Below are 20,029 nucleotides of genomic sequence, written 5' to 3'. Positions count from 1 at the left end.
AGGCGTTATTCCGGTCTGACAGGCAGATTACCCACGTGTTACTCACCCGTCCGCCGCTGACTTCCAGGAGCAAGCTCCCTTCCGTCCGCTCGACTTGCATGTATTAGGCACGCCGCCAGCGTTCGTCCTGAGCCAGGATCAAACTCTCAAAAAAGTTGTCTCGCTCAAAACAACACTTGCGTGTTGATTCACTCTCTGTGCGTGTTTAGTTTTCAAGGAACCACTCAAAACAGCTCGAACACCTTACCACGCAACTCCTGTACTTGTCAAGTGTTGGGGTGATGTTCTCACCGTTTGCCGCGCCGTCATCGGAGCGACAATGTGTAATATACCACCCTGTCACGTGCGGATCAACAGGAAAAATATGAAATATGGACGTGAATGTATCTCAACACTCCATTGTCCGCATTCGCTTTTGGACTCGTGGGCGAATACCGCGGTCATCTCGCCATATTACACGTAGACTGTTAGCGTTCAGAGGATTTCTCGAGGACGATGAAACTCGTCGGAAACCGCCTTGACCGAAGGATGGCTCCTACGGAAATTCACAACCGTAGGAGCCTGTTGATGTGCGGCCATGTATGCCAAACCACCATCCCGTGATGAGGACCCCATCAGGTGGACACCTGACAAACTGCCAGGAGAATCAACATCGCTCCGGCCGCCAGTGACGCATATTCTCCAAGCAGCGCTGCCAGCCATCGCTTGGCAAGGGTGTTGCCAAGCCAAATCACGAAATACCCCATCCCGGTGATGCTGGCGACGATGAACCAAAACGCGGAAGGGTTAGCGACCACACCGCTGAACCCGCTCGCAAGATTCGAGACGGAAAGAATCATTCCAATCACGAGCCCGTGGCGTATGGAGGGCGGACGCATCGCCGGCACGGACTGTCCAGATTGGGAGGGAACCAAACGCGGATGAATGTACTTAAAATACAGAATGACGCATCCCATCATGCTTAACCCCAAGCACGCCAACCATTTCGCCGCATCCACCGTGATCAATCTGGACATCTCGGCCCCGGCCATCGCCCCTATCCATGCTGCGGCCAGTCCAACCCCGTTGATGGTCGCGTTCACAGCATGCGAGATTTTCATACCGGCCGTTCCGTAGGCAATGGCCAGGCCACAGTTGTCCAAGTTCGAACCGATGCCAATCATCAGCGCGATGAACAAGGAGAACAGCAAATGACAGCACCCCCTCCAGAGGTTTGTGGTACAGAATACTAGAGGGGGGTGCCGCTTGAAATGGACAGTCGACCACAGCCCGATCCATTCCCCCGCACACCGTGCATCTCCCCGACAAAAACATATGACCGCATCCCAGCTGGAATGCGGCCATATCGCTCATTCAACATCCGTGTGTCACTCACACCGGCGGCATACCGCCTCACGTCCCGAGGTTACCGGTTGTCGACGCCGCCATCCTCCTCCATTTCCAGAGTCTTCAACAGCGAGTTGACCCATCCATCCACATTCATCGCTTCTCCGGATTCTCCCACAACAGCGGGTGTCATGAACGCTCGATAGGCCTGGATCATGTCGTTGATCTCCTGCAATCCGAATGGTTTTGCCAAGAAATAATTTGCACCCATCGCATGGGCGGTTTGCTGAACCTTCAAATCCGCCTCCAACGAGCACATCACCACAAAAAGATGTGGAAACTCTCTTCGTACCTGACGGCAGATGTCCATGCCGTTAGCGTCGCCGAGCTGAATATCCAAAGACACAATATCGATGTCCGCCTGCCGGGTCCGAATGGTTTCCAGCGCTTCGAGACCGCATGCCTCGAATCCGACGACCTGGAGGTGTGGGTGCGCATTATACACAGTGCTCAACGCTTCTATGGTCTCCTCCGCATCGTCGACCAGAAACATACGAATATTCAAGAGGGCTCCCCCCTGTAATTTACATTCTGTTCCGTCAGCAAGTACCGATGACGCCGGCCCGCCACGTCAAGCACCGTGTTAGGATGACAGACGTCCGCCGTAATTCCATAATCGGCCGAATTCACACGCACCGATGTTTCGGTGCCGCCGGGAGCCCCCAGTTCATTGGCGTGGATAGATTGCTCGGCGACCATGAATCCGCCGCGGACGTATCCGTGAATGCGGATGGATCCTCCACTTTCCACATGCGACCAGTACAAACCCACCGCGATTTGAATGTCTCCCGTGGCCCGAAGCATGCTGCGTGTCACGCTGCGAACGAAAGCGGGAGACGGCTGTTCCGTCAGCGCCACCTGCATGTTTTCCAGGTACTTCTGAATGCGCTGCTGAAGGTGCAAAATGTCCCCGAGACCAATTTGCGTCCGCTGAACCCCCAACCACTTGGTGCGAATCCATTCCACCAGTTCCGCATAATCTTTGTCAATGTCCAATAGCTCAGGAGAACAATCAGAGACAATCGATTGCAGGAGTTGCCCAAGATACGGATGCCGTTTTTCAAACAACGCACCTGAGATCTTAGGAATCAGGTCCTTGGAGTTGGATCGCTGCATTGCATGCGCCAACATCAACTTGTAGTCATCCAAAAATGCCTGTAAGTGGTGATGCAGTTTGGTGAGCAGCACCTTGAACTCTCCGTACATCCATGGCGTGAATCCGGACCACACGTTTGAACCGACCAGATTTCCCGTCACGTGAATTCCCTGTTCTCCGATGATGGTGGCCCCGTACACATTACCAATCACGGTCACTGTTCCATTAGCTCGGATGTACGAACCGTCCAACACGTTCCCCTTCACCACAACGTTTCCGTGAAACACGATTCTGCCGTCTTTCACCGTCACGTCGCGATGAATCACCCACTCCGGAGTCACGTCGATTCGGTTCGCGGTGAATTTCACGCGCCCCGGACGAACAGCGACCACATGACCGTTCACCAATGCCACACCGGGACCCAGTGACACGTTCGACGTCACGGTCGGCGCCGGCACTTCTTGTCCATACACATCTCGCCCCGGAACACCTCGGATTTCGGGCACACATACCGCAACGACAGCCCCTTCGGAGACGGTGGGCAGTTGTTCTCGCCCAGTGTACGGATCAACCTCGGATGTCAAATTCACACGCCGATACTGCATCGGTCGTCCGGCGGTCGGCGGAGTCCCTCGGAGGACCACCTTGGCGCAGGACGTGGTTACCTGACCGAGTGCCTCCAAAGCCTCTCTGTCCATCGCGCCGTGGAAGCCTTGCTCCAATAACATCTGCTCAATATGCCGTGCGGCAGCTGCATTGACCGGAGGAGGCACAACCTCTTCCAAAACTCGAAGAATCACTTTGCGACTCGGCTCCGCATCCTCCAACCGATACCTCACCCCTGGCACCACATGCGCTTCGACCGAAACGGACAGCCTATCGTCGGATACCGAGATGGCATAGGAAACCTCAGGCGCTCGATTGCGAAATTGCACTTCGATGAGGTTGGATGAAGAAACAATGCACGGTCCGGTGGCAGGCCGATGGTCGATGGTGACCGTGCACTGTGGATGCGCCGGAATCACAAGGACAGGGAACGCCCCGCTATCGCGCGGATCGGTGATCTGAATTTTGCCGTCTCTGATGGAAATTTTCCCATCCACCGCTGTAGATCCGGTGTACGAAACGGGTTGCGGCATGGCCGATTCGTTCCGCGCCACATCCGTTTGGTGCGTCGTCGACTTTGTTTCACTGCGGGTAAACCATTGGGTGATTTTTGCCACGAATTCGCTCAATGCTGTTCCCTCCCCGGTACGCTACCGTGGTTCACTCAGCTAATTTCATACAATTCAGAATATATCTCCGAGCTCCCTCCCTTTTACCAAAGGCTAGACTCTCTCTTGTGTTGCCAGGCGTGGTTGACTTCATTCGAACAGACTTCCAAATACCTTGACCAACTCCGGATCGAATAACCGCCCACTGGCTTGCTGAACATCGCGCAGCGCCGCAGAATGAGGCTGCTGTCGCAGAACCACGCCGGTTGCGTAATGGTCCACAATCGCGAACAATCGGGACAAATACGGGATCTCCACACCCTTCATCCCATTCGGAAAGCCGGTGCCGTCGAAATGTTCGTGGTGCGCGGCAATGATGTCCAAAACCGCGGACTCCACACCAATCGCTCGGAGCATATTGACACTCAGTTCCGGATGACGTCGGTATTGTTCCCGAGTCACATGGGAGCGGTCGGGCTGAAAAACCACGTCCGGTTCCAGAGCGGTCAGTCCGTAGTCCGCAAAACGACAGGCGTGAATGAGCGTCCGTTGATCCTCCCGCGAAAGCTGAAGGGCATCCGCGAATACGTTGGCATACATCGCACGGACGTCCAGGAGTGTGGAGAACTGCGGGCCCATCAACTCCTGCGCGTTCAATACGTCGAGCAGGCGTATGAAACGTTCCACATCTGCTCGGCATATCGACGGAACAACGGACGCTCGGACAGGTGCGGCTGACGTCTCCCACTCATCCATCAGCGCCTGAGCCTGAGCCCATTCCCGCCACATGCCGAGCTGTCCGAACATCAGTTCCGCTTTTTCCAACAATCGAATGGCCAGGTTCCTCTCCCCGATTTGAAACGACAGGCGCGCCAACAACTGACAGAGCTTGGCGACCTCGTCCTTGTCATGGTTGACCACCGCTGACCACACGAACTCCGTGGCTGCTTCCCCAAACTGCACTGCCTTGTCCAACTCGTTGGACAAAAAGTAGAGGCGGCTCAAATCCATCAACGTGAGGAGAGCTTTATCTCCCATCAATGGAAGCGCATACAAGAGATTGGATTCCGCTTCCTGGAACATGTGCAAATCGAGGTAAGCCGCACCGATGTTGTTGTAAATGGTCGCGTATTCCATTTCAGGGGCAATCGTTCGCCAGATCGCCAGGCTCCGTTGCGCACTGCGCAAGGATTCGGAATAGAAGCCGTTCAGCCCCTGCACATAGCTCAAATTCAACAGCGTCATGGCAATGTCCAAGGGCCGCTGCGTGATTGCAACATCCTTTGCGGATTGGACCATAATGCGCAACGCCCGGTCATATTCGTTCAGACGGCAGTAGACAATAGCAAGATGACCTTGATATTTCGCTTTCCGGCCAGGATCACGCGTCAACCTGATGGCCTGTTCAATACATGAGCGTGCGGTCCGATAATCGGCCAACTGCAGGTGAACCAGTCCCATGTTGTTCAGGATCCTGGCCCGCAATTCCGGCTGGGACACTGTTTCCTGTACCAGAAGCGACCAGGTTTCGAGCGCCGCGTGAAACAGTCGTCGGGACGCCAGCTCGACGGCCTTCTCGCAGTGATCGGCGAAACGGGAAGTCATCCTCCGTTCACAACCTCATTGGGAAACAGCGGTGCCGGACACCGGCACCACGATGACGAAGGTAGTCCCATTCCCAGGCGAGGATTCAATTTCCAGGCATCCCCCGAGATATGCCGCCCGTTCTCGCATGCCGACGATGCCGTAATGTCCCTCGGGAATGCAATTTGGATCAAAGCCTTTGCCATCATCACGGATTTCAACCCGCAGATGCTGCTCCTGGCATGTGACGGAAACGCGCACCTCTGATGCCTGTGCATGTTTGTGGATGTTATTGAAAACCTCCTGGATCAACCGATAAATCGCCACCTGCTTTGCCGGGGCCATCTCATCGGTCACTTGCTGGTCCACATGGACCAATACAGGCAGTTTCCAATCGTTTTGGCATTTTGACGCCAATTCTCGAACAGCATTGATCAATCCGGCTTCATCAATCGCAACCGGCCGGAGATCATAAATCAGCCGACGAATCTCATTGATGGCTTCCACCAGCCGACCGTTGACCTTATCGAGTTCTGTCAACGCACGATCCGGATGGTTGGCGATGACGTTGCGCAATACCCCCAAGCGCATGCTCAGATTGGTCAGCGCTTGAGCCGGGCCATCGTGCAGGTCCCGAGCAATGCGACGCCGTTCTTCCTCCAATAGGAGGATGCCCCGGTCCGTGTGGTCACTGATGGGAAGCACACCCGACTTCATAACAGAGCCTCCTCAACAACGATACATCTGTGTGGCAATGAGAAAAGAAGCAGGCATTGCCCACAGGCAAGCGCGTACCCGTTCAGTCCGGGCGCACGATATATCCGTAACCATCAGGGGTGACTTTGTTGGCCGCTGCGATAATCGCCTGTACACTTCCGGAATTCGACACATGTTGGTAGGTTTGACTTGTGGAGTCGTTACGAAGAACACTTGCAAAAGCGGGGACTGCGGAAGAAACAACCGCGGTAGCAACAATCAAAGATGACACAACGAAACGCTTCATTCTACATACACTCCCTCTATCGGTTGGGTTCCGGCAACCCGGCTGCCATAGCAATTTGCCTTAGGCCCGTGGCTTTGCGTCCTATTCTTTCGAAATAGTTTGCCGTGAAGCAATTCTACAGAATCTAATAAGCTATGTCAAGCAAAATCCGATTCAGTTCGACATCATTCGAGAATCAACAAGAAACGGTCGCATCCGCATACTTTGGATGCGACCGTCATCGTCCATCATCCGCTGATCAAGCGGTGCCTCGATTACACGTCCAGGTCGTCGCCCACACCGGCGGCCGACGCCTTTCCTTGCTGAATGGCCAACTGCCAGCGCAAATACGCTTCAATGAAGCCATCCAGATTCCCATCCACCACCGACTGAGCATTGCCGACCTCATAACCCGTACGATGGTCCTTCACCAACGAGTACGGATGGAACACGTACGAACGGATTTGGCTGCCCCAGGCAATGTCCTTTTGTTCTCCGCGAATGCCCGCCAGCTCCGCCTCCTGCTCCTGCCGCTTTTTCTCATACAGGCGCGCTTTGAGCATGTTCATGGCGACGGCGCGGTTCTGAATCTGGGATCGTTCACTTTGGCACGACACCACAATGCCGGTCGGCAGGTGCGTGATACGCACGGCGGAGTCGGTCGTATTGACGTGCTGACCGCCCGCGCCGGATGATCGGTACACATCAATCCGTAGATCCTCAGGACGAATTTCCACCTCGATGTCGTCGTCCAACTCAGGAATGACGTCGAGCGACGCAAACGACGTGTGCCGACGCCCGGAAGCGTCAAAAGGCGAAATTCGCACCAGTCGGTGCACGCCCTTCTCCGCTTTCAGGTAGCCGTACGCATTGTGTCCTTTGATGAGAAGCGTGACGCTTTTCACCCCCGCCTCGTCGCCGGGCAGGTAGTCCAACGTCTCCACTTTGAAACCTTTATCCTGCGCCCAGCGCGTGTACATGCGCAGGAGAATCGCCGCCCAATCCTGGGACTCCGTTCCACCGGCGCCGGGGTGCAGTTCCACAATCGCGTTGTTCTTGTCGTGCTCTCCGGACAACATCAGTTCCAGTTCGAACTGGCTGATGGCTTCCGCCTGCGCGGCCGCCGCAGCGTTCGCCTCAGCAAACAGCTCCATGTCGTTTTCTTCCGCCGCGAGCTCCAGCGTGACCTCCAGATCCTCCTGAGCGGATTTCAACGCGTTCATCTTCTCAACGACCGACTTCAGTCCATTGAGTTCGCCAATCACCTTTTGCGCCGCACTCTGATCGTCCCAAAACGAAGGGTGCGACATTTTCTCTTCCAACGTAGCAATGCGTGTTTCCTTCGCAGCTACGTCAAAGAGACCTCCCGATTTCCGCTAATCGCTTAGCCATACTTTGAATCTCTGTGCGCAGTTCCCCGAATGTCTCTGCCACTGAAATACCACCTCTCCAAAACCGGGCACGCAGTTCCATCGCGCCCCGGCATGTACTCACATGGATTTATCATACTTACCGTATGCGCATCGCGCCAGCATCCACCACCGCATTCGCCACCCTGGTTGGCCGCGAACCCGGCGGAGCCCCATCAGCCGCCCTGCACCGGCACCCCTTCGTGGATGGGAATGGGCTGCGGCGCCGTCTGCACGGACGCCTTGAAGACGTACAGAATGACCTCTTCTTCGATGCTGTGAATCATGGCCTCGAACATTTCGAAGCCTTCCTTCTGATAAATCACCAGCGGATCCGCCTGACCGTAGGAGCGCAGGTGCACGCCCTGCCGGAACTGGTCCATCGCGTCGATGTGATCCATCCATTTCTGGTCCACCGTGCGCAGAACCACCACTCGTTCCAGTTGTCGCAGGAACGGGCCGAGTTCTTCCTCGCGCCGATTGTAGTTCTCAATCATCAGCGCTTCCAGCCGCTCATACAGCTCTTCCCGAGACAGTTTGCGCAATTCCTCTTCCGTCACCTGCCCCGGAAGCAGGAAGCGTCCCTCGGCGTACGCAACCAGTTCGCGGATGTTCCAGTCCTCCGGCACCTGCTCTTCCGAACAGTACACGTCGAGCATGTGCTCAATCAGGTCCTTGCCCATACCTTCCACGATGCCCCGCAGGTTTTCCTCTTCGAGGATCTGCCGACGCTGGCGATAAATCACCTCGCGTTGCTTGTTCATCACGTCGTCGTAGCGCAGCACGTGCTTCCGAATGTCGTAGTTGTTTCCTTCCACTTTCCGCTGCGCCCGTTCCATCGCGCCCGTCAGCATCTTGTTGTCAATGGGCTGATCCTCTTCCAGGCCCAGGCGGTCCATCAACCGCGCAATGTTTTCCGATCCGAACAGCCTCAGCAAATCATCCTCCAACGACAGGAAGAACTGAGACGATCCCGGGTCCCCCTGACGCCCGGCACGGCCGCGCAGCTGGTTGTCGATGCGGCGGCTTTCGTGCCGCTCGGTGCCGATGATGTGCAGGCCGCCAAGCTCCGCAACACCCTCGCCCAGCAGAATGTCGGTGCCGCGACCGGCCATGTTGGTGGCGATGGTGACGGCGTTCGGCTGTCCTGCCAGCGCTACAATCTCCGCTTCCCGCTCGTGGTTCTTGGCGTTCAGCACCTGATGGAGAATCCCGCGGCGCTTGAGCAGTTGGGAGAGCACTTCCGACTTTTCGATGGATGTGGTCCCCACCAGCACGGGCTGTCTCTTCTGGTGGCGCTTGACCACCTCTTCCACCACCGCGTTGAACTTCGCCCGCTCCGTCTTGTAGATGACATCCGTGAGGTCCTTGCGAATCATCGGGCGGTTGGTCGGAATGACGACCACGTCCATCCCGTAAATTTCACTGAACTCTTTTTCTTCCGTTTTCGCTGTACCGGTCATGCCGGACAGTTTCTGATACATGCGGAAGTAGTTCTGCAGCGTGATGGTTGCAAGCGTCTTGCTTTCGTTCTGGACCTTCACGCCTTCCTTCGCTTCGATGGCCTGATGCAGCCCCTCGCTGTAGCGGCGGCCCTGCATCAGGCGTCCGGTGAACTCGTCCACGATGATGATTTCATCGCCGGCCACCACGTAATCCTTGTCACGCTTCATCAAGAAATGAGCTTTCAGAGCCTGCGTGATGTGATGCATCAACGTGACGTGATCCGGATCGAACAGGTTGGTCACGCCGAAAAAGCGCTCGGCTTTCGCCACGCCGCTGTCCTCGGTGAGGTTCACGGTTCGCATTTTCTCGTCGACCACGTAGTCGTCCGGCTTCAGGCTGCGGACGAACAGATCCGCGCGGAAGTAGAGATCCGCCGACTTCTCCGCCGGGCCGGAGATGATGAGCGGCGTCCGCGCCTCGTCAATGAGGATGCTGTCCACCTCGTCCACGATGGCGTAGTGGAGCTTGCGCTGTACCATCTCGTCGAGCGACATGACCATGTTGTCGCGCAGGTAGTCGAACCCGAACTCGTTGTTCGTCCCGTACGTGATGTCCGCGTTGTACGCTTCCCGCTTCTCTGCGTGCGACATATCGTGCACGTTCAGTCCGACCGTCAATCCGAGGAAGCGGTGCAGACGACCCATCAGCTCGGCGTCGCGTCGCGCCAGATAGTCGTTGACCGTGACCACATGCACGCCTTCGCCGGTTAAGCCATTGAGATACGACGGCAAGGTGGCGACGAGCGTCTTCCCTTCACCGGTCTTCATTTCGGCAACGCGCCCTTCGTGCAGGACGATGCCCCCCATCAATTGCACGTCGAAATGGCGTTGGCCGGAAACGCGCTTGGATGCTTCGCGCACGACGGCAAACGCCTCAAACAGCAGATTGTCCAATTTTTCGCCATTGGCGAGCCGCTCCCGAAATTCCACGGTCTTGGCCGCCAATTGTTCGTCGGAGAGTTTCTCCATATCGGGTTCCAACGCGTTGATGCGGTTGACCATGCGTCGCAACCGCGCCACCTCGCGCTCATTCCGATCAAACATCTGTTTTAGGAGTCCCACCTGGTGGCTACACCCCTCTCATTCAGCTTGTCCGTCGCCGTGGCACGATGGACCGCACCGTCCGCGTGCCGGACAACCTTACCGTATTGGGTGTGCGAGGCGTGATGGCCCCGCACACCCAATACATCTCCCATCATAGGATTGTACAATGAATCAGCACCGTCCCACAACTGTCATTGTTCAGAAGGCCGCAACACGGATTAGCCTTCCTTTCCTTCAACCCCTATTTTTCCCGTAATGATTCCCACAAACACACCGACAAGGAGCATGAGCCACCAGACGGAAGAGATATTGGCGAAAGCAATCAGGAGCAAAACGGCAAGCACAACGTTGAGGACCAGTTCACCCACCAGTCCAAGGCTTTGTCTGCTGACCACGTAGACGGTTCCCCAGTGCGCCACCTTCCACGCGATGAAGAACAGCAAAATTTCGCCAATCCACGCAAGCACAATCACAGGCGCCCTCTCCTCCCGCGGATGCACAGGCTCCTGGGCCATCGCCCAGGTTTGCAGTACATCTCTATGCGGATGGGACGGAAGGGGTGCGGATGAAACGCCGCGGCCGTCGCAAAACGTCATCCGACGGAGACCAGCCGTGTTGCGGGCATCAACCGGCTCACCGCCCCGCCTTCGACACAATGCGCCGCAGGTGATGCACGCGTGCCGCCAAGCAGTAGATCCCCATCAAGATCACGTACAGAGCGGCGACGATACCAAAAATCAGCCATGCGTGCGCAGCATCGGAGCGAGATATGCCCGTGAACAGGATTTGGGTGAGATCCCACATGGCAAACGTGCTGTGCACGATGGCCACAAATGTTGGCGCAAAGAACAGCAGGACCAGTTCACCAGTCAAGATGCGCCCCATCTCCGATGACCGCAGTCCAATTCGGGACAGGCTCTGGTACTGTCTGCGGTCGGACTCGGTCTGCTGCTGAATGCGGAAATACAGCGCACTGGCACAGGCGAGCAGGAACAACCCACTGATGAAGAATCCGGCAAACAGCATCACAGAAAACGTCTGTCGCAATTCCGCGTACGCGGTGTCCCTGTCTGCCACGGACACAAAACGGGACTGAGACACCTTCGCTTTCAATTGTTGCACCGCAGCAAGGCTATGTTGCCAATTGGGCACCACGAAGCCGTCCACGCGCGTGAGCGACAGCCCGGAACGCAAACACTGTGCGTAGTCCGCATCGGAGACTTCCAATACGAGATCCGGCAATGCGCGATTCTCCGTTTGATTAAAGAACCGTGTATTGTCCTGCTGCGCGTCCACCCGGATTGGCACACCATTCACTCCGCCGACGCGCAGCTGTTTCCCGGGAAACACCTGACTCATCATGAGCGGATAGGGGACAAACACGACACCATGTCCCCGGGCCACCGGCGGCAAGGGTGGTAAGTACGGTCGCAGTTCCGGGCTCTCGTCCCGCAGCGCCTGCCTCGTGCGCTGTAACGTCGATTGCGGCACCACCACAAAGGAAGACTTTCCACCATTCCACGATGCTGTGGCGAACAGCACCTGGGCCTGCACATGCCCCGTGGCCGGACTCCCGTGGTTGGCCAGGATGGATTCGACGGTGTTTGCGGATACTTGGCCCGTGCCTACCGCCGGTTGAATGACCATGACCCCAAACGGTTCGGTCAGCAAGACGTTTTGTTTCAACAGTTCACGAACACTGAACATGGCTCCCATGCTGGACATCACGGCGGCCGACAACAGCGTCACCACGGTCAGCGTCCGCGTGTGATCTTTCAAGCGGTGCGCCATTCGCCCGGCGACCAAAAGCCCTGTCCCCCCCAAGGATTGACGCCGAAGCCATCGTAGGAGAAATACGCTCACGTGACTGAACAGACAATAGGTGCCGATGGTGACCAGAATCAGAATGGGAAAGAAGTACGGTCCCACCGACTGCAGGCTGTGTCCCACCGCCAGGTAATACGCCAATCCCAGCGTCAGCAACCCGGCCAGAACGCCGATTCCCGTTGCACGAGGCGCGGTTTGACGCGTTCTTTCGGCCAACAACAGCGACTTCGGCGTGCTCCGCGCTGCCCGAAATGCGCTCCAGGCGCCTTCCACCACAAACAACAGACCAAACAGGAGGAGAGTCGTCCAAACCGCCATCAGGGGCACGCAAAACGGTATTGATCCGGGGAGTTCGAGCAGCCAACCCATTGTCATCAGGAACAGCTTCAGGAACAGCGCGCCCAGCGTCATCCCAATTCCGATGGCCACGCCGCCAATCCACACGCTCTCGCTGAACACGGTGCGCCACATCCGCCCCGCGCCCATGCCGAGCACCCGAAACAGGCCAAATTCGCGGCCGCGTGATCGCAGCAGCGCCGAATGGAAGAAGAGAATGAAGAGCACCGCAAACACGATGACGATGTACTCGCAGCCACTGAAGATGTGGACAGCCGTGCGCGTCATGTAGCCGTGAACCACCGCCGGATTCAGGGAGAAGCAGGAGAACATGAAGAACACCGTGACCGCCAGCGCGCTGGATGCCAAATAGCCCAGATAGCGGCGAAGGTTGAACAGTGCGTTGCGCCATGCAAGCCTGCGCCAGTTCATCGCTGACCCTCCAGTACCGCGAGCGTGTTCAAAATCTCTTGGAAGAAGACATCCCGCCCCCCCGGCGGGGCGTTGAGTTGGGAATAGACCCGCCCGTCCTTGATGAACACGACGCGCCGAGAGTAACTGGCCGCAAACGGATCGTGCGTGACCATCAACAGAGTGGTTCCATGTTCATGATTCAGCCGTTGAAACGTTGTCAGCAGCGCTCTCGCCGCGGTTGAGTCCAGGTTTCCGGTGGGCTCGTCGGCGAGAACCATGGCCGGATGGTGCACGACCGCCCGCGCGACCGCAACGCGCTGCTGCTGTCCACCGGACATTTCATATGGATACTTGTCGGCCTGTTCGGCCATGCCCAGATCGCTCAGCACCTGCAGCACGCGCTTTCGCACCGCGAGCCCCCGCTGACCGTCCAACGCGAGCGGCAGCGCCACATTCTCCGCAGCCGTGAGACTGTCGAGCAAGTTGTAGTCCTGAAACACAAAACCTAGGCGACGACGGCGAAAGAGCGCCAATTCCGCAGGTTTCATGGACGTCAGGTCGCGCCCGTCCAGATACAGCCGACCGCTTGTGGGTTGATCAATCCCGGCCAAGATGTTGAGCAGCGTCGTTTTCCCGCTGCCGGACGGCCCCATGATGCTCACGAATTCGCCGACTTCGACGTCCAGATCCAGCCCCTGCAGGGCACGCGTCACCGCGCTCGCGTGGCGTGCTCCGTACACCTTGGTCAATTGACTCGCTTGCAGGATTGCCACTGAAATTCCTCCTCACATCCTCGCAGCGGCCAACGCAGCCGCCTGTGATGCGAGTATGCCATGTCCCCGCGAATTGCCGCCCGCATGAAAGCTTACAATGCAAGGACTTCCATCTTACAGTTTTGTCACATTCCTTGGTGCAGCCGTGCCGGACGGTGGTAGTCCGCATGTTTGAGCAGAAGGGTGACCGTGGTCCCCTGACCGAGTGCGGATTGGATCTGAACGGTATGCCCCAGCTTGTCCGCCACCATTCGAACCAAATACAGTCCCATGCCCGTGGCACGGGAGTGGGTTCGACCATTCGCGCCGGTGTAGAATGGCTGAAACACACGCGGCAAATCCTGCGGCGGAATGCCAATGCCCTCATCCGTGAACGCAACGCATACGCCCTCTTGACCAACCCGCACCTCGACCACGAACGTCGCCGCTTGTCGTTCTCCCGCCTCGTCCAACCGATACCCGTACTGCAGCGCGTTGCGCATGATCTGCTCCGCCAGGAAGGCGAACCATTTTCCATCCGTGCTGGCATGGACAACCGGCTGGTCCGATACGAGTTTCGGGTAAATTCGCCGCCGAATCCAATTGTTCTTGTGTGCTCGGATGACCTGCCGCAGCACGGCAACCACGTCCAACTGCTCCATGTGTGCGTCAAACTCGAACGCGCGCAACCGCGCCGTGTGCAGCATCGCATCCACGGATTGCTCAAGCCTTTCCACGTCATCGGCCAATTGATCCGCCCAACGTGATGCGTCGGCTGCATGGGTGGGATTTAGCACCGCACGGAGGGATTGTTCGAGGAGCCGTAAAGAAGTCAAGGGCGTTTTCATCTGATGCACAAAGCGCTGGATGAAGTCGCGAAAGAACTGCTGCCGCTCCTCCTGTTCCGCCTGCGAGCGTGCGGCGCTGCGATACCATTCGGAGAGCAGGGCGGCCATGCGCTGCTGCTCCCAGGTGGCGGCGGGCAGTACCAGATCACCGTCAAACAGCTGCACCTCGCGCCGCATCCGCTCCTCCAAAGCCCGCAGGAACGGCCTTCGCACCAACCACTCCGCAGCGCAGACCACAACCAATACAAACGCAGACAACAAACACGCGTATCCCACCAGCGTCCATGGCAACCTTTGTCCCATCTCCCTGCATCCCAACACCACGACCACGGCAAACAGCAGATGACTCGCCACCCAGGCGGCGATCCAGCGGACGTTGTCGCGGACCAGCCACCGCCACATCACGGCGCATCCCCCTGCCCCAGCTTCTCATCCGCCCCGGCATCACCGTCTGGCCACTGGAACCGATACCCCATTCCGCGCACGGTGACAACGCATTCCATCAGCCCCATCGCAGCCAGTTTTCTGCGCAGGCGGGCCACGTTCACCGTGAGGGTATTGTCATCCACGAACTCCGTATCGTCCCACAACCGTTCCAACAGCGCATCCCGCGCGACCAATGCGCCACGCGCTTCCAGCAATGCGCGCAGCAACGCCTCCTCCGTCCGGGTCAGCGACACTTCTTGGTCGTGTCCCGCCAGCACCGCCCGGCGCAGGTCCACACAGACATCGCCAATCTGGTACACATCCGACGCCGGCCGATTCACATCCGCATAGTCTCCGTACGCCCTGCGCAACAGCGCCCGGATCTTCGCCAGCAACACGTCTGGGTGAAACGGCTTCGTCACGTACTCGTCCCCGCCGCGTTCCAGCGCAAAAACCTGGTCCATCACCGTGTCGCGAGCGGAAAGAAACAGAATGGGAACATTCGAGAACGTGCGGATCCTCCGACACCACTCGTATCCGTCGTAATACGGCAGATTGATATCCAACAGCACAATGTCCGGCGCAGCCGCCTGCACTTCGCCGACAATATCCTGGAAATTGTCCACCCGCGCCACCGAGAATCCATATCGCTCGAGGTGTTCCTGCAAGCGTGACGCGACCTCCACATCGTCCTCAATCAGAAGAATCCGATCCCGCACCACGTCCCCCTCCTCGCCGAGAGACCTACCCTCTTCCCTCTGCGGCGCTTTCTCGCCACAACTTGTCTCATCCATATCCGGTACTCCCATACTACGCACAAGCCCGTGAACTGGGCAATGCCTTCCAGAAAACGCTTAGGCCCACCGGAAGAGCCGATGGGCCTGACATTTCAGATTTATACGGACACGCAATCATACGGGGATTTATTCATTTGGCTCTATCAAGCCGTACGTGCCGTCTTTCCGGCGGTATACGACATTGACCTCGTCCGTCTCCGCGTTGGTGAACACGTAGAAATCGTGTCCCAACAAATCCATTTGCATGAGCGCTTCACGCACATCCATGGGCTTCATCGGGAAACGCTTGATCCGGACAAGATCGTCGAGCAAATCCGGTTCATCTTCATACGCCGCCGTCGACGCAAGCTGGAATGCTCCCTGATCTTCCGACGAGCCGATGCGCGTGCGCACGCCCTTCTCACGGAACCGTTGGTTGAGCTTGGCTTTGTGTTTATGAATCTGCTGCTCCAACTTGTCCAACACCACATCAATCGACGCATACATGTCGCCAGACTTCTCTTCCGCACGAAACAGGACGCCGTGCACTTGAATCATGACTTCCACGCGATGAATGCCTCGTTCCACCGACATGGTGACAGAAACCTCTCGTTCAGGCGGAGCATCAAAGTACTTTGACAAGCGACCAATCTTCTTCTGCGCATACTCATGAAGAGCAGGCGTAATCTCCATGTGGTCACCGCGTACTTGAATGTTCATAAACATCAACTCCTCCCTCTGTGTGCTCAGTATATCAGAAGAGGAGGGGTAATTGTCAGATAATTTGCGGCTGTGTAAAAGGAAGTTGAACGCGGCCTGCCCATCGTTAGAACTGCAAATCCACCGTCAACCCCGTAATTTGCCGCGACTCGGCAAACTTTCGAAGTCCCTCGGGTGGGAACTTCTGAATCACTTGACCGGACTGTTTGTCCACCACGTTCAACCACAGTTCATTGGGCGGCGACTGTGGATCGAAGACAACCTGCGTCTGCATCCCAGCCAGGTGCTGATTCAACTCGTCCACAGCCCGCTTCAATCGGTCCATATCCAGCGTGTCCGACGCTTTCCCCGCGTTGGGACGGTCCTGAACATCCGACGTATTGGACAGTTTTAGAGTGATATCTGTTGCGTGCCATCCCGACGCAGGTCCGGTCACTCCATTCTGATTTCCGGTCAACGACGTGTTGTTGATGTTCATGCCCATCCCCCACCTCTTACCTATATAGAGAGCGCTTCATGCCGCTATCCCCGCTGATCCACCGCCAACCCCGGGCCGAACGCCAACTTGGTCGTACGGTACGTGCGGTTGAAGTTACGCATCTGCTGCAGGCGCTGCAATGCCGCCGAGACCTCGGCGCGGCGCGGCGCCAAGTACGCGGTGATCTCCTGATTCTGCGCCCATACCTGTTGGACCAGGGCTTGCACCTTTTCCAGCAGTTCCTGCCACCCCTCTGCGGCTGCAGCGGCCAGCAGTTCTGGACTGTTCAAAGTACACCCCTCTGGCAGCAAACACTGGCGCAACGACTCAAACGCACGGTTGCGATCCGCCAGGAGAGCCAAGATTGAAGACCAATCTCCCTGTTGGTCAGCGCCGGACGCTACCCCCTGCTCTCCCGTTGAATGCATAGCCCGGATCTCCTGGAGAACGCGCTGGCCAATGTCGAGGATGCGAGGCAGCACATCCACGTAAGCCGCGACCGAAGTGCGGACCCCCAGCGACTCACTCATGACGCAATGCCTCGCCTGAACTTAACCCCTGCGGCGCAGCCGCAGCTTGTTCCTGTCGCGCCTTTTCGGCCACCTGCACCCAGGTGTCCCGAAAGTCCCGGACATAGACCAACACTTCGTCAATGGGCGCCGCGTCCTTTTGAATATTGGCTTCCACCAATCGGCGGTGCCAATAATCATACAACGCAGCCAGTGACTTGGACACTTCATAACGCATGTCGAGCGGTGCACGCAGCCCCTCGCTCAATATGGACTGTGCTTTCAACAGTTGCTGATGGGCCCCGGCTGCATCCTTCGTCGCAATGGCCGTTTTGGCCCGCTCCAAGGCAAGAATCAGACCATCATACAGCATAATGATCAATTTGTCTGGACTGGCCGTCTGAATGGCCGTCTGACGGTAGGCAGCGTATGCAGAATTCACGCTGCATCATCTCCTTCTCACGCTGAGCTGGAAGATCCCATCATACTAGATAGATAGCTGGACTGCGAACTCAATTGAGCCAGCGCCTGCTCCATTTGACTGAATTCGTTCTGGTAGCGTTGCTGCAAATCGGAGATCTGCTGTTGCATATCCTCTGCGTTCGTATCCATGCTACTGATCTGCTGCCCCAGGAAGCTGACATCCAGGCTATCCGTTCCAAACAGGGTAGAGAAATCCGCATTCGGATCGATGAGCGTATAGGGCAGCAGTCCCGCCCCGGCGATGGTTGTCCCATTCGAACTCTTGGTCTGTATCTCACTGTCGATGTCGGGATTGGTCCCCGCTTCATCGGTCAACTGCTGGATGGCGTTGGTCAGATCATTGTTCAACTGCACCGCGATTCCAGTGCCCATGCCAGAACCCGAGGAAAACTGGGGATTGTTGGTGAACAGTCGCATTACCGCCTGCGGATCTGCCTGAATGGCTGCCCGTAGTTGATCCGGATCAATTTGTAGCAAACCGTATGTGTTCCAACCGGTGGTGGTCACGCCCGGCGCTTCCGCCCCGGACGATACGCCGTTCATGGGATCGATGGGCGTGATGCCGATGGCCGCCAGAGAATTGAGCGTCACCTGCTGGCCGTTGACGGTGGACTGGGTTTGGCCGCTGACCTGCAACTGCATGTCATCTTCCATCGTATTCATGATACTACCGAGCAGCGGGTCATTGGCCAACATGCCACTCTGGGCCTGTTCGTTCCACTTTTCGATTTGGTCCTGTGTCATTTGCGCGGCCTGCTGTGTGGTCAACGGTTGATAGTCATAATTACGCTGTTCATTGTACAGACCCTGCATCAATTGCAGCGTCTGGTTGTATTGCTGGACGAAATTTTCAATCGAGTTCACAATCGCATCCACATCCACGCCAACCGTCACAGTCACCGGACTGGAGGTGGTTGCATACAGATTCAGCGTCAGCCCGTTGTAGTTGACCTGGTTGGTCTGGCTGGTGGTGCTGTATCCGTTCACCGTAAATTGCGCGTTTTGACCAGTGGGTGGATTGGTGGAACTGATGTTGATGTTGAACGCTGTCTGAAAGAACGCCGCGGTCGTATCATCCACTTGAATTTTGGCGTTGGTGCCGGTGGCTGTAGTCTGCATGACGACGTTCCCCGAATTGGCGTCATAAAACGTGGAGACGCCCGCACTGGTGTTTCCATTAATTTGGGACAAGACCGTTTGCAGTGTATCACTGCCCTGAAAGGTGAACGACTGACCATTGACCGTGAGCGTCACACCTGAGCTGTATCCGAGCGATGACAAAGTGGTGTTGCTAGGATAGTTCGGATCTGTCGAGATGGGCGAGCTCGAATACACCATGGCGCCCTGGGCCAATTGCTGAACCGTCACACTGTATGTACCATTGGGCGCCAGTGTGCCGGCCGTCCCAGACACCACCGTGCTGTCGGAAGACGTCACGCTATGCTGCATGAACGTAGACTGCAATTGCATGGACTGGACTGTGTTTTGCAACTGCGTCAGCGAGGCGTTCACCTGTTGATAGCGCATTTCCTGCCATTGCAGAATTTGACGCTGTTGCAACAGTTGCACCAGCGGCACCTGTGCCGACTGCACCATGGCGTTGACCATGGCGTCTGTATCAATCCCAGACGCCAAACCGGATATGCCAGACCCCGGCGTGTACGTGATCTGGCCCGAACTGCTCGTCCCTCCGGCCGAACTTCCGCCAGACAAAGAACCAATGAAGGTCATGCCTTTCCCTCCTCATCACATTAAGCAAACACCTTTGCAAGAAAGGTCATACGTGATTAGTGAAAATCCCGACCTCGTCAGCGTATCAACCGAGCAACTTGAGCACCAACTGCGGCTGCTGGTTTGCCTGCGCCAGCATGGAGATAGCCGCTTGTTGCAGCACATTGTCCTTCGTAAACTGAGCCATCGCCGATGCCATGTCGGTATCCGTGATACCAGACTGTGCCGTGGTCAGGTTTTGCGAAGACGTGCTCAGGTTGTTGATGGTGTGCTCCAGACGATTCTGGTACGCACCAAGCGTGGACCGCTCGGACGACACCGTTTGAATGGCATTGTCCAAAGCAGTGATGGCCGTCTCGGCACCCTGCTGCGTGGAGATGTCAATGTTGTTGATCCCAAGCGACGTGGTGTCCATTGCCTGGATGCCAACCTTCATAGTCTGGTTGGCATTCGCACCAATCTGCATGGTCAATGCATTATTGGTGGTTGTAATGGTAGACTTGCTGTTT

The 20,029-nt window shown here is 56.8% G+C and carries 19 protein-coding genes, 1 rRNA gene and 1 riboswitch; all 20 genes read right to left on the bottom strand.

Annotated elements, in window-relative coordinates; translation table 11 throughout:
* Window positions 1-154: ribosomal RNA gene (locus tag G463_RS0114510) — 16S ribosomal RNA — on the bottom strand; the annotation flags it as partial.
* 460 nt (window positions 155-614) lie between these two features.
* On the bottom strand, window positions 615-1,190 hold the full coding sequence (locus G463_RS0114505; RefSeq protein ID WP_026975746.1) for an MntP/YtaF family protein: 576 nt from the start codon (window positions 1,188-1,190) through the stop codon (window positions 615-617).
* Window positions 1,191-1,405: 215 nt separating this feature from the next.
* Complete coding sequence (locus tag G463_RS0114500; protein ID WP_026975745.1) at window positions 1,406-1,891, bottom strand: response regulator; 486 nt, start codon at window positions 1,889-1,891, stop codon at window positions 1,406-1,408.
* Window positions 1,888-3,717, bottom strand: coding sequence for a FapA family protein (locus tag G463_RS0114495; RefSeq protein ID WP_026975744.1), 1,830 nt, complete (start codon window positions 3,715-3,717; stop codon window positions 1,888-1,890). Before G463_RS0114495 ends, G463_RS0114500 begins: the two co-directional genes overlap by 4 nt.
* Before the next feature lie 129 nt (window positions 3,718-3,846).
* A complete protein-coding gene (locus tag G463_RS21910; protein ID WP_026975743.1) occupies window positions 3,847-5,301 on the bottom strand; it encodes an HD domain-containing phosphohydrolase in 1,455 nt (484 codons plus the stop codon).
* Between the two features lie 15 nt (window positions 5,302-5,316).
* Window positions 5,317-5,997, bottom strand: a complete 681-nt coding sequence (locus G463_RS0114485; RefSeq protein WP_026975742.1) for a sensor histidine kinase — start codon at window positions 5,995-5,997, stop codon at window positions 5,317-5,319.
* Window positions 5,998-6,079: 82 nt separating this feature from the next.
* Window positions 6,080-6,283, bottom strand: a complete 204-nt coding sequence (locus G463_RS22965) for a hypothetical protein (protein ID WP_156900232.1) — start codon at window positions 6,281-6,283, stop codon at window positions 6,080-6,082.
* A 29-nt stretch (window positions 6,284-6,312) separates the two neighbouring features.
* Window positions 6,313-6,397, bottom strand: a riboswitch (cyclic di-GMP riboswitch).
* A 140-nt stretch (window positions 6,398-6,537) separates the two neighbouring features.
* Window positions 6,538-7,654 (bottom strand): peptide chain release factor 2 gene (gene prfB / locus G463_RS0114480; RefSeq protein WP_425387074.1). Its coding sequence is split into 2 segments (ribosomal slippage): window positions 6,538-7,629 and window positions 7,631-7,654, totalling 1,116 coding nucleotides; the frame shifts between segments, so codons are not numbered across the junction.
* Between the two features lie 193 nt (window positions 7,655-7,847).
* Window positions 7,848-10,220 (bottom strand): preprotein translocase subunit SecA, encoded by a 2,373-nt coding sequence (gene secA / locus G463_RS0114475; protein WP_211227424.1) that lies wholly within the window; start codon window positions 10,218-10,220, stop codon window positions 7,848-7,850.
* 218 nt (window positions 10,221-10,438) lie between these two features.
* Window positions 10,439-10,693: a hypothetical protein gene (locus tag G463_RS0114470; RefSeq protein WP_026975739.1), complete on the bottom strand. Its 255-nt coding sequence runs from the start codon at window positions 10,691-10,693 to the stop codon at window positions 10,439-10,441.
* A gap of 160 nt (window positions 10,694-10,853) precedes the next feature.
* A complete protein-coding gene (locus G463_RS0114465; protein WP_026975738.1) occupies window positions 10,854-12,815 on the bottom strand; it encodes an ABC transporter permease in 1,962 nt (653 codons plus the stop codon).
* The gene (locus G463_RS0114460) at window positions 12,812-13,570 is read right to left on the bottom strand and encodes an ABC transporter ATP-binding protein (protein WP_026975737.1); all 759 of its coding nucleotides are present in this window, start codon (window positions 13,568-13,570) and stop codon (window positions 12,812-12,814) included. Before G463_RS0114460 ends, G463_RS0114465 begins: the two co-directional genes overlap by 4 nt.
* Window positions 13,571-13,695: 125 nt before the next feature.
* Window positions 13,696-14,799 (bottom strand): sensor histidine kinase, encoded by a 1,104-nt coding sequence (locus G463_RS0114455; protein ID WP_245575915.1) that lies wholly within the window; start codon window positions 14,797-14,799, stop codon window positions 13,696-13,698.
* Window positions 14,799-15,617 carry a response regulator transcription factor gene (locus G463_RS0114450; protein WP_084171729.1) on the bottom strand — a complete coding sequence of 273 codons (819 nt, stop codon included), beginning with the start codon at window positions 15,615-15,617 and terminating at the stop codon, window positions 14,799-14,801. The genes G463_RS0114455 and G463_RS0114450 overlap by 1 nt, the downstream gene beginning before the upstream one ends.
* Before the next feature lie 129 nt (window positions 15,618-15,746).
* Complete coding sequence (gene hpf, locus G463_RS0114445; protein ID WP_026975734.1) at window positions 15,747-16,319, bottom strand: ribosome hibernation-promoting factor, HPF/YfiA family; 573 nt, start codon at window positions 16,317-16,319, stop codon at window positions 15,747-15,749.
* A gap of 106 nt (window positions 16,320-16,425) precedes the next feature.
* Window positions 16,426-16,797: a flagellar protein FlaG gene (locus G463_RS0114440; protein WP_035487427.1), complete on the bottom strand. Its 372-nt coding sequence runs from the start codon at window positions 16,795-16,797 to the stop codon at window positions 16,426-16,428.
* Between the two features lie 44 nt (window positions 16,798-16,841).
* Complete coding sequence (locus G463_RS0114435; RefSeq protein ID WP_026975732.1) at window positions 16,842-17,327, bottom strand: flagellar protein FliT; 486 nt, start codon at window positions 17,325-17,327, stop codon at window positions 16,842-16,844.
* On the bottom strand, window positions 17,320-17,748 hold the full coding sequence (fliS, locus tag G463_RS20610) for a flagellar export chaperone FliS (RefSeq protein WP_051322329.1): 429 nt from the start codon (window positions 17,746-17,748) through the stop codon (window positions 17,320-17,322). The genes G463_RS0114435 and fliS overlap by 8 nt, the downstream gene beginning before the upstream one ends.
* Before the next feature lie 17 nt (window positions 17,749-17,765).
* Window positions 17,766-19,520 (bottom strand): flagellar filament capping protein FliD, encoded by a 1,755-nt coding sequence (fliD, locus tag G463_RS0114425; RefSeq protein WP_026975731.1) that lies wholly within the window; start codon window positions 19,518-19,520, stop codon window positions 17,766-17,768.
* Between the two features lie 85 nt (window positions 19,521-19,605).
* A partial coding sequence (locus tag G463_RS0114420; RefSeq protein WP_026975730.1) for a flagellin occupies window positions 19,606-20,029 on the bottom strand: 424 nt, incomplete at its 5' end.

It is taken from the genome of Alicyclobacillus contaminans DSM 17975 (assembly GCF_000429525.1).
GTDB classification, from domain to species: domain Bacteria; phylum Bacillota; class Bacilli; order Alicyclobacillales; family Alicyclobacillaceae; genus Alicyclobacillus_A; species Alicyclobacillus_A contaminans.
The sequence above is the reverse complement of the archived record's forward strand: the minus strand, read 5'-3'. Positions and strand labels throughout refer to the sequence as shown.

Excerpts from the sequence above, each read along its gene's own strand:
- G463_RS21910 (WP_026975743.1), bottom strand. The coding sequence starts at position 5,301 with ATGACTTCCCGTTTCGCCGATCACTGCGAGAAGGCCGTCGAGCTGGCG.
- G463_RS0114485 (WP_026975742.1), bottom strand. The coding sequence starts at position 5,997 with ATGAAGTCGGGTGTGCTTCCCATCAGTGACCACACGGACCGGGGCATC.
- G463_RS22965 (WP_156900232.1), bottom strand. The coding sequence starts at position 6,283 with ATGAAGCGTTTCGTTGTGTCATCTTTGATTGTTGCTACCGCGGTTGTT.
- secA (WP_211227424.1), bottom strand. The coding sequence starts at position 10,220 with ATGTTTGATCGGAATGAGCGCGAGGTGGCGCGGTTGCGACGCATGGTC.
- G463_RS0114465 (WP_026975738.1), bottom strand. The coding sequence starts at position 12,815 with ATGAACTGGCGCAGGCTTGCATGGCGCAACGCACTGTTCAACCTTCGC.
- G463_RS0114455 (WP_245575915.1), bottom strand. The coding sequence starts at position 14,799 with ATGTGGCGGTGGCTGGTCCGCGACAACGTCCGCTGGATCGCCGCCTGG.
- G463_RS0114450 (WP_084171729.1), bottom strand. The coding sequence starts at position 15,617 with ATGGATGAGACAAGTTGTGGCGAGAAAGCGCCGCAGAGGGAAGAGGGT.
- hpf (WP_026975734.1), bottom strand. The coding sequence starts at position 16,319 with ATGAACATTCAAGTACGCGGTGACCACATGGAGATTACGCCTGCTCTT.
- G463_RS0114440 (WP_035487427.1), bottom strand. The coding sequence starts at position 16,797 with ATGAACATCAACAACACGTCGTTGACCGGAAATCAGAATGGAGTGACC.
- G463_RS0114435 (WP_026975732.1), bottom strand. The coding sequence starts at position 17,327 with ATGAGTGAGTCGCTGGGGGTCCGCACTTCGGTCGCGGCTTACGTGGAT.
- fliD (WP_026975731.1), bottom strand. The coding sequence starts at position 19,520 with ATGACCTTCATTGGTTCTTTGTCTGGCGGAAGTTCGGCCGGAGGGACG.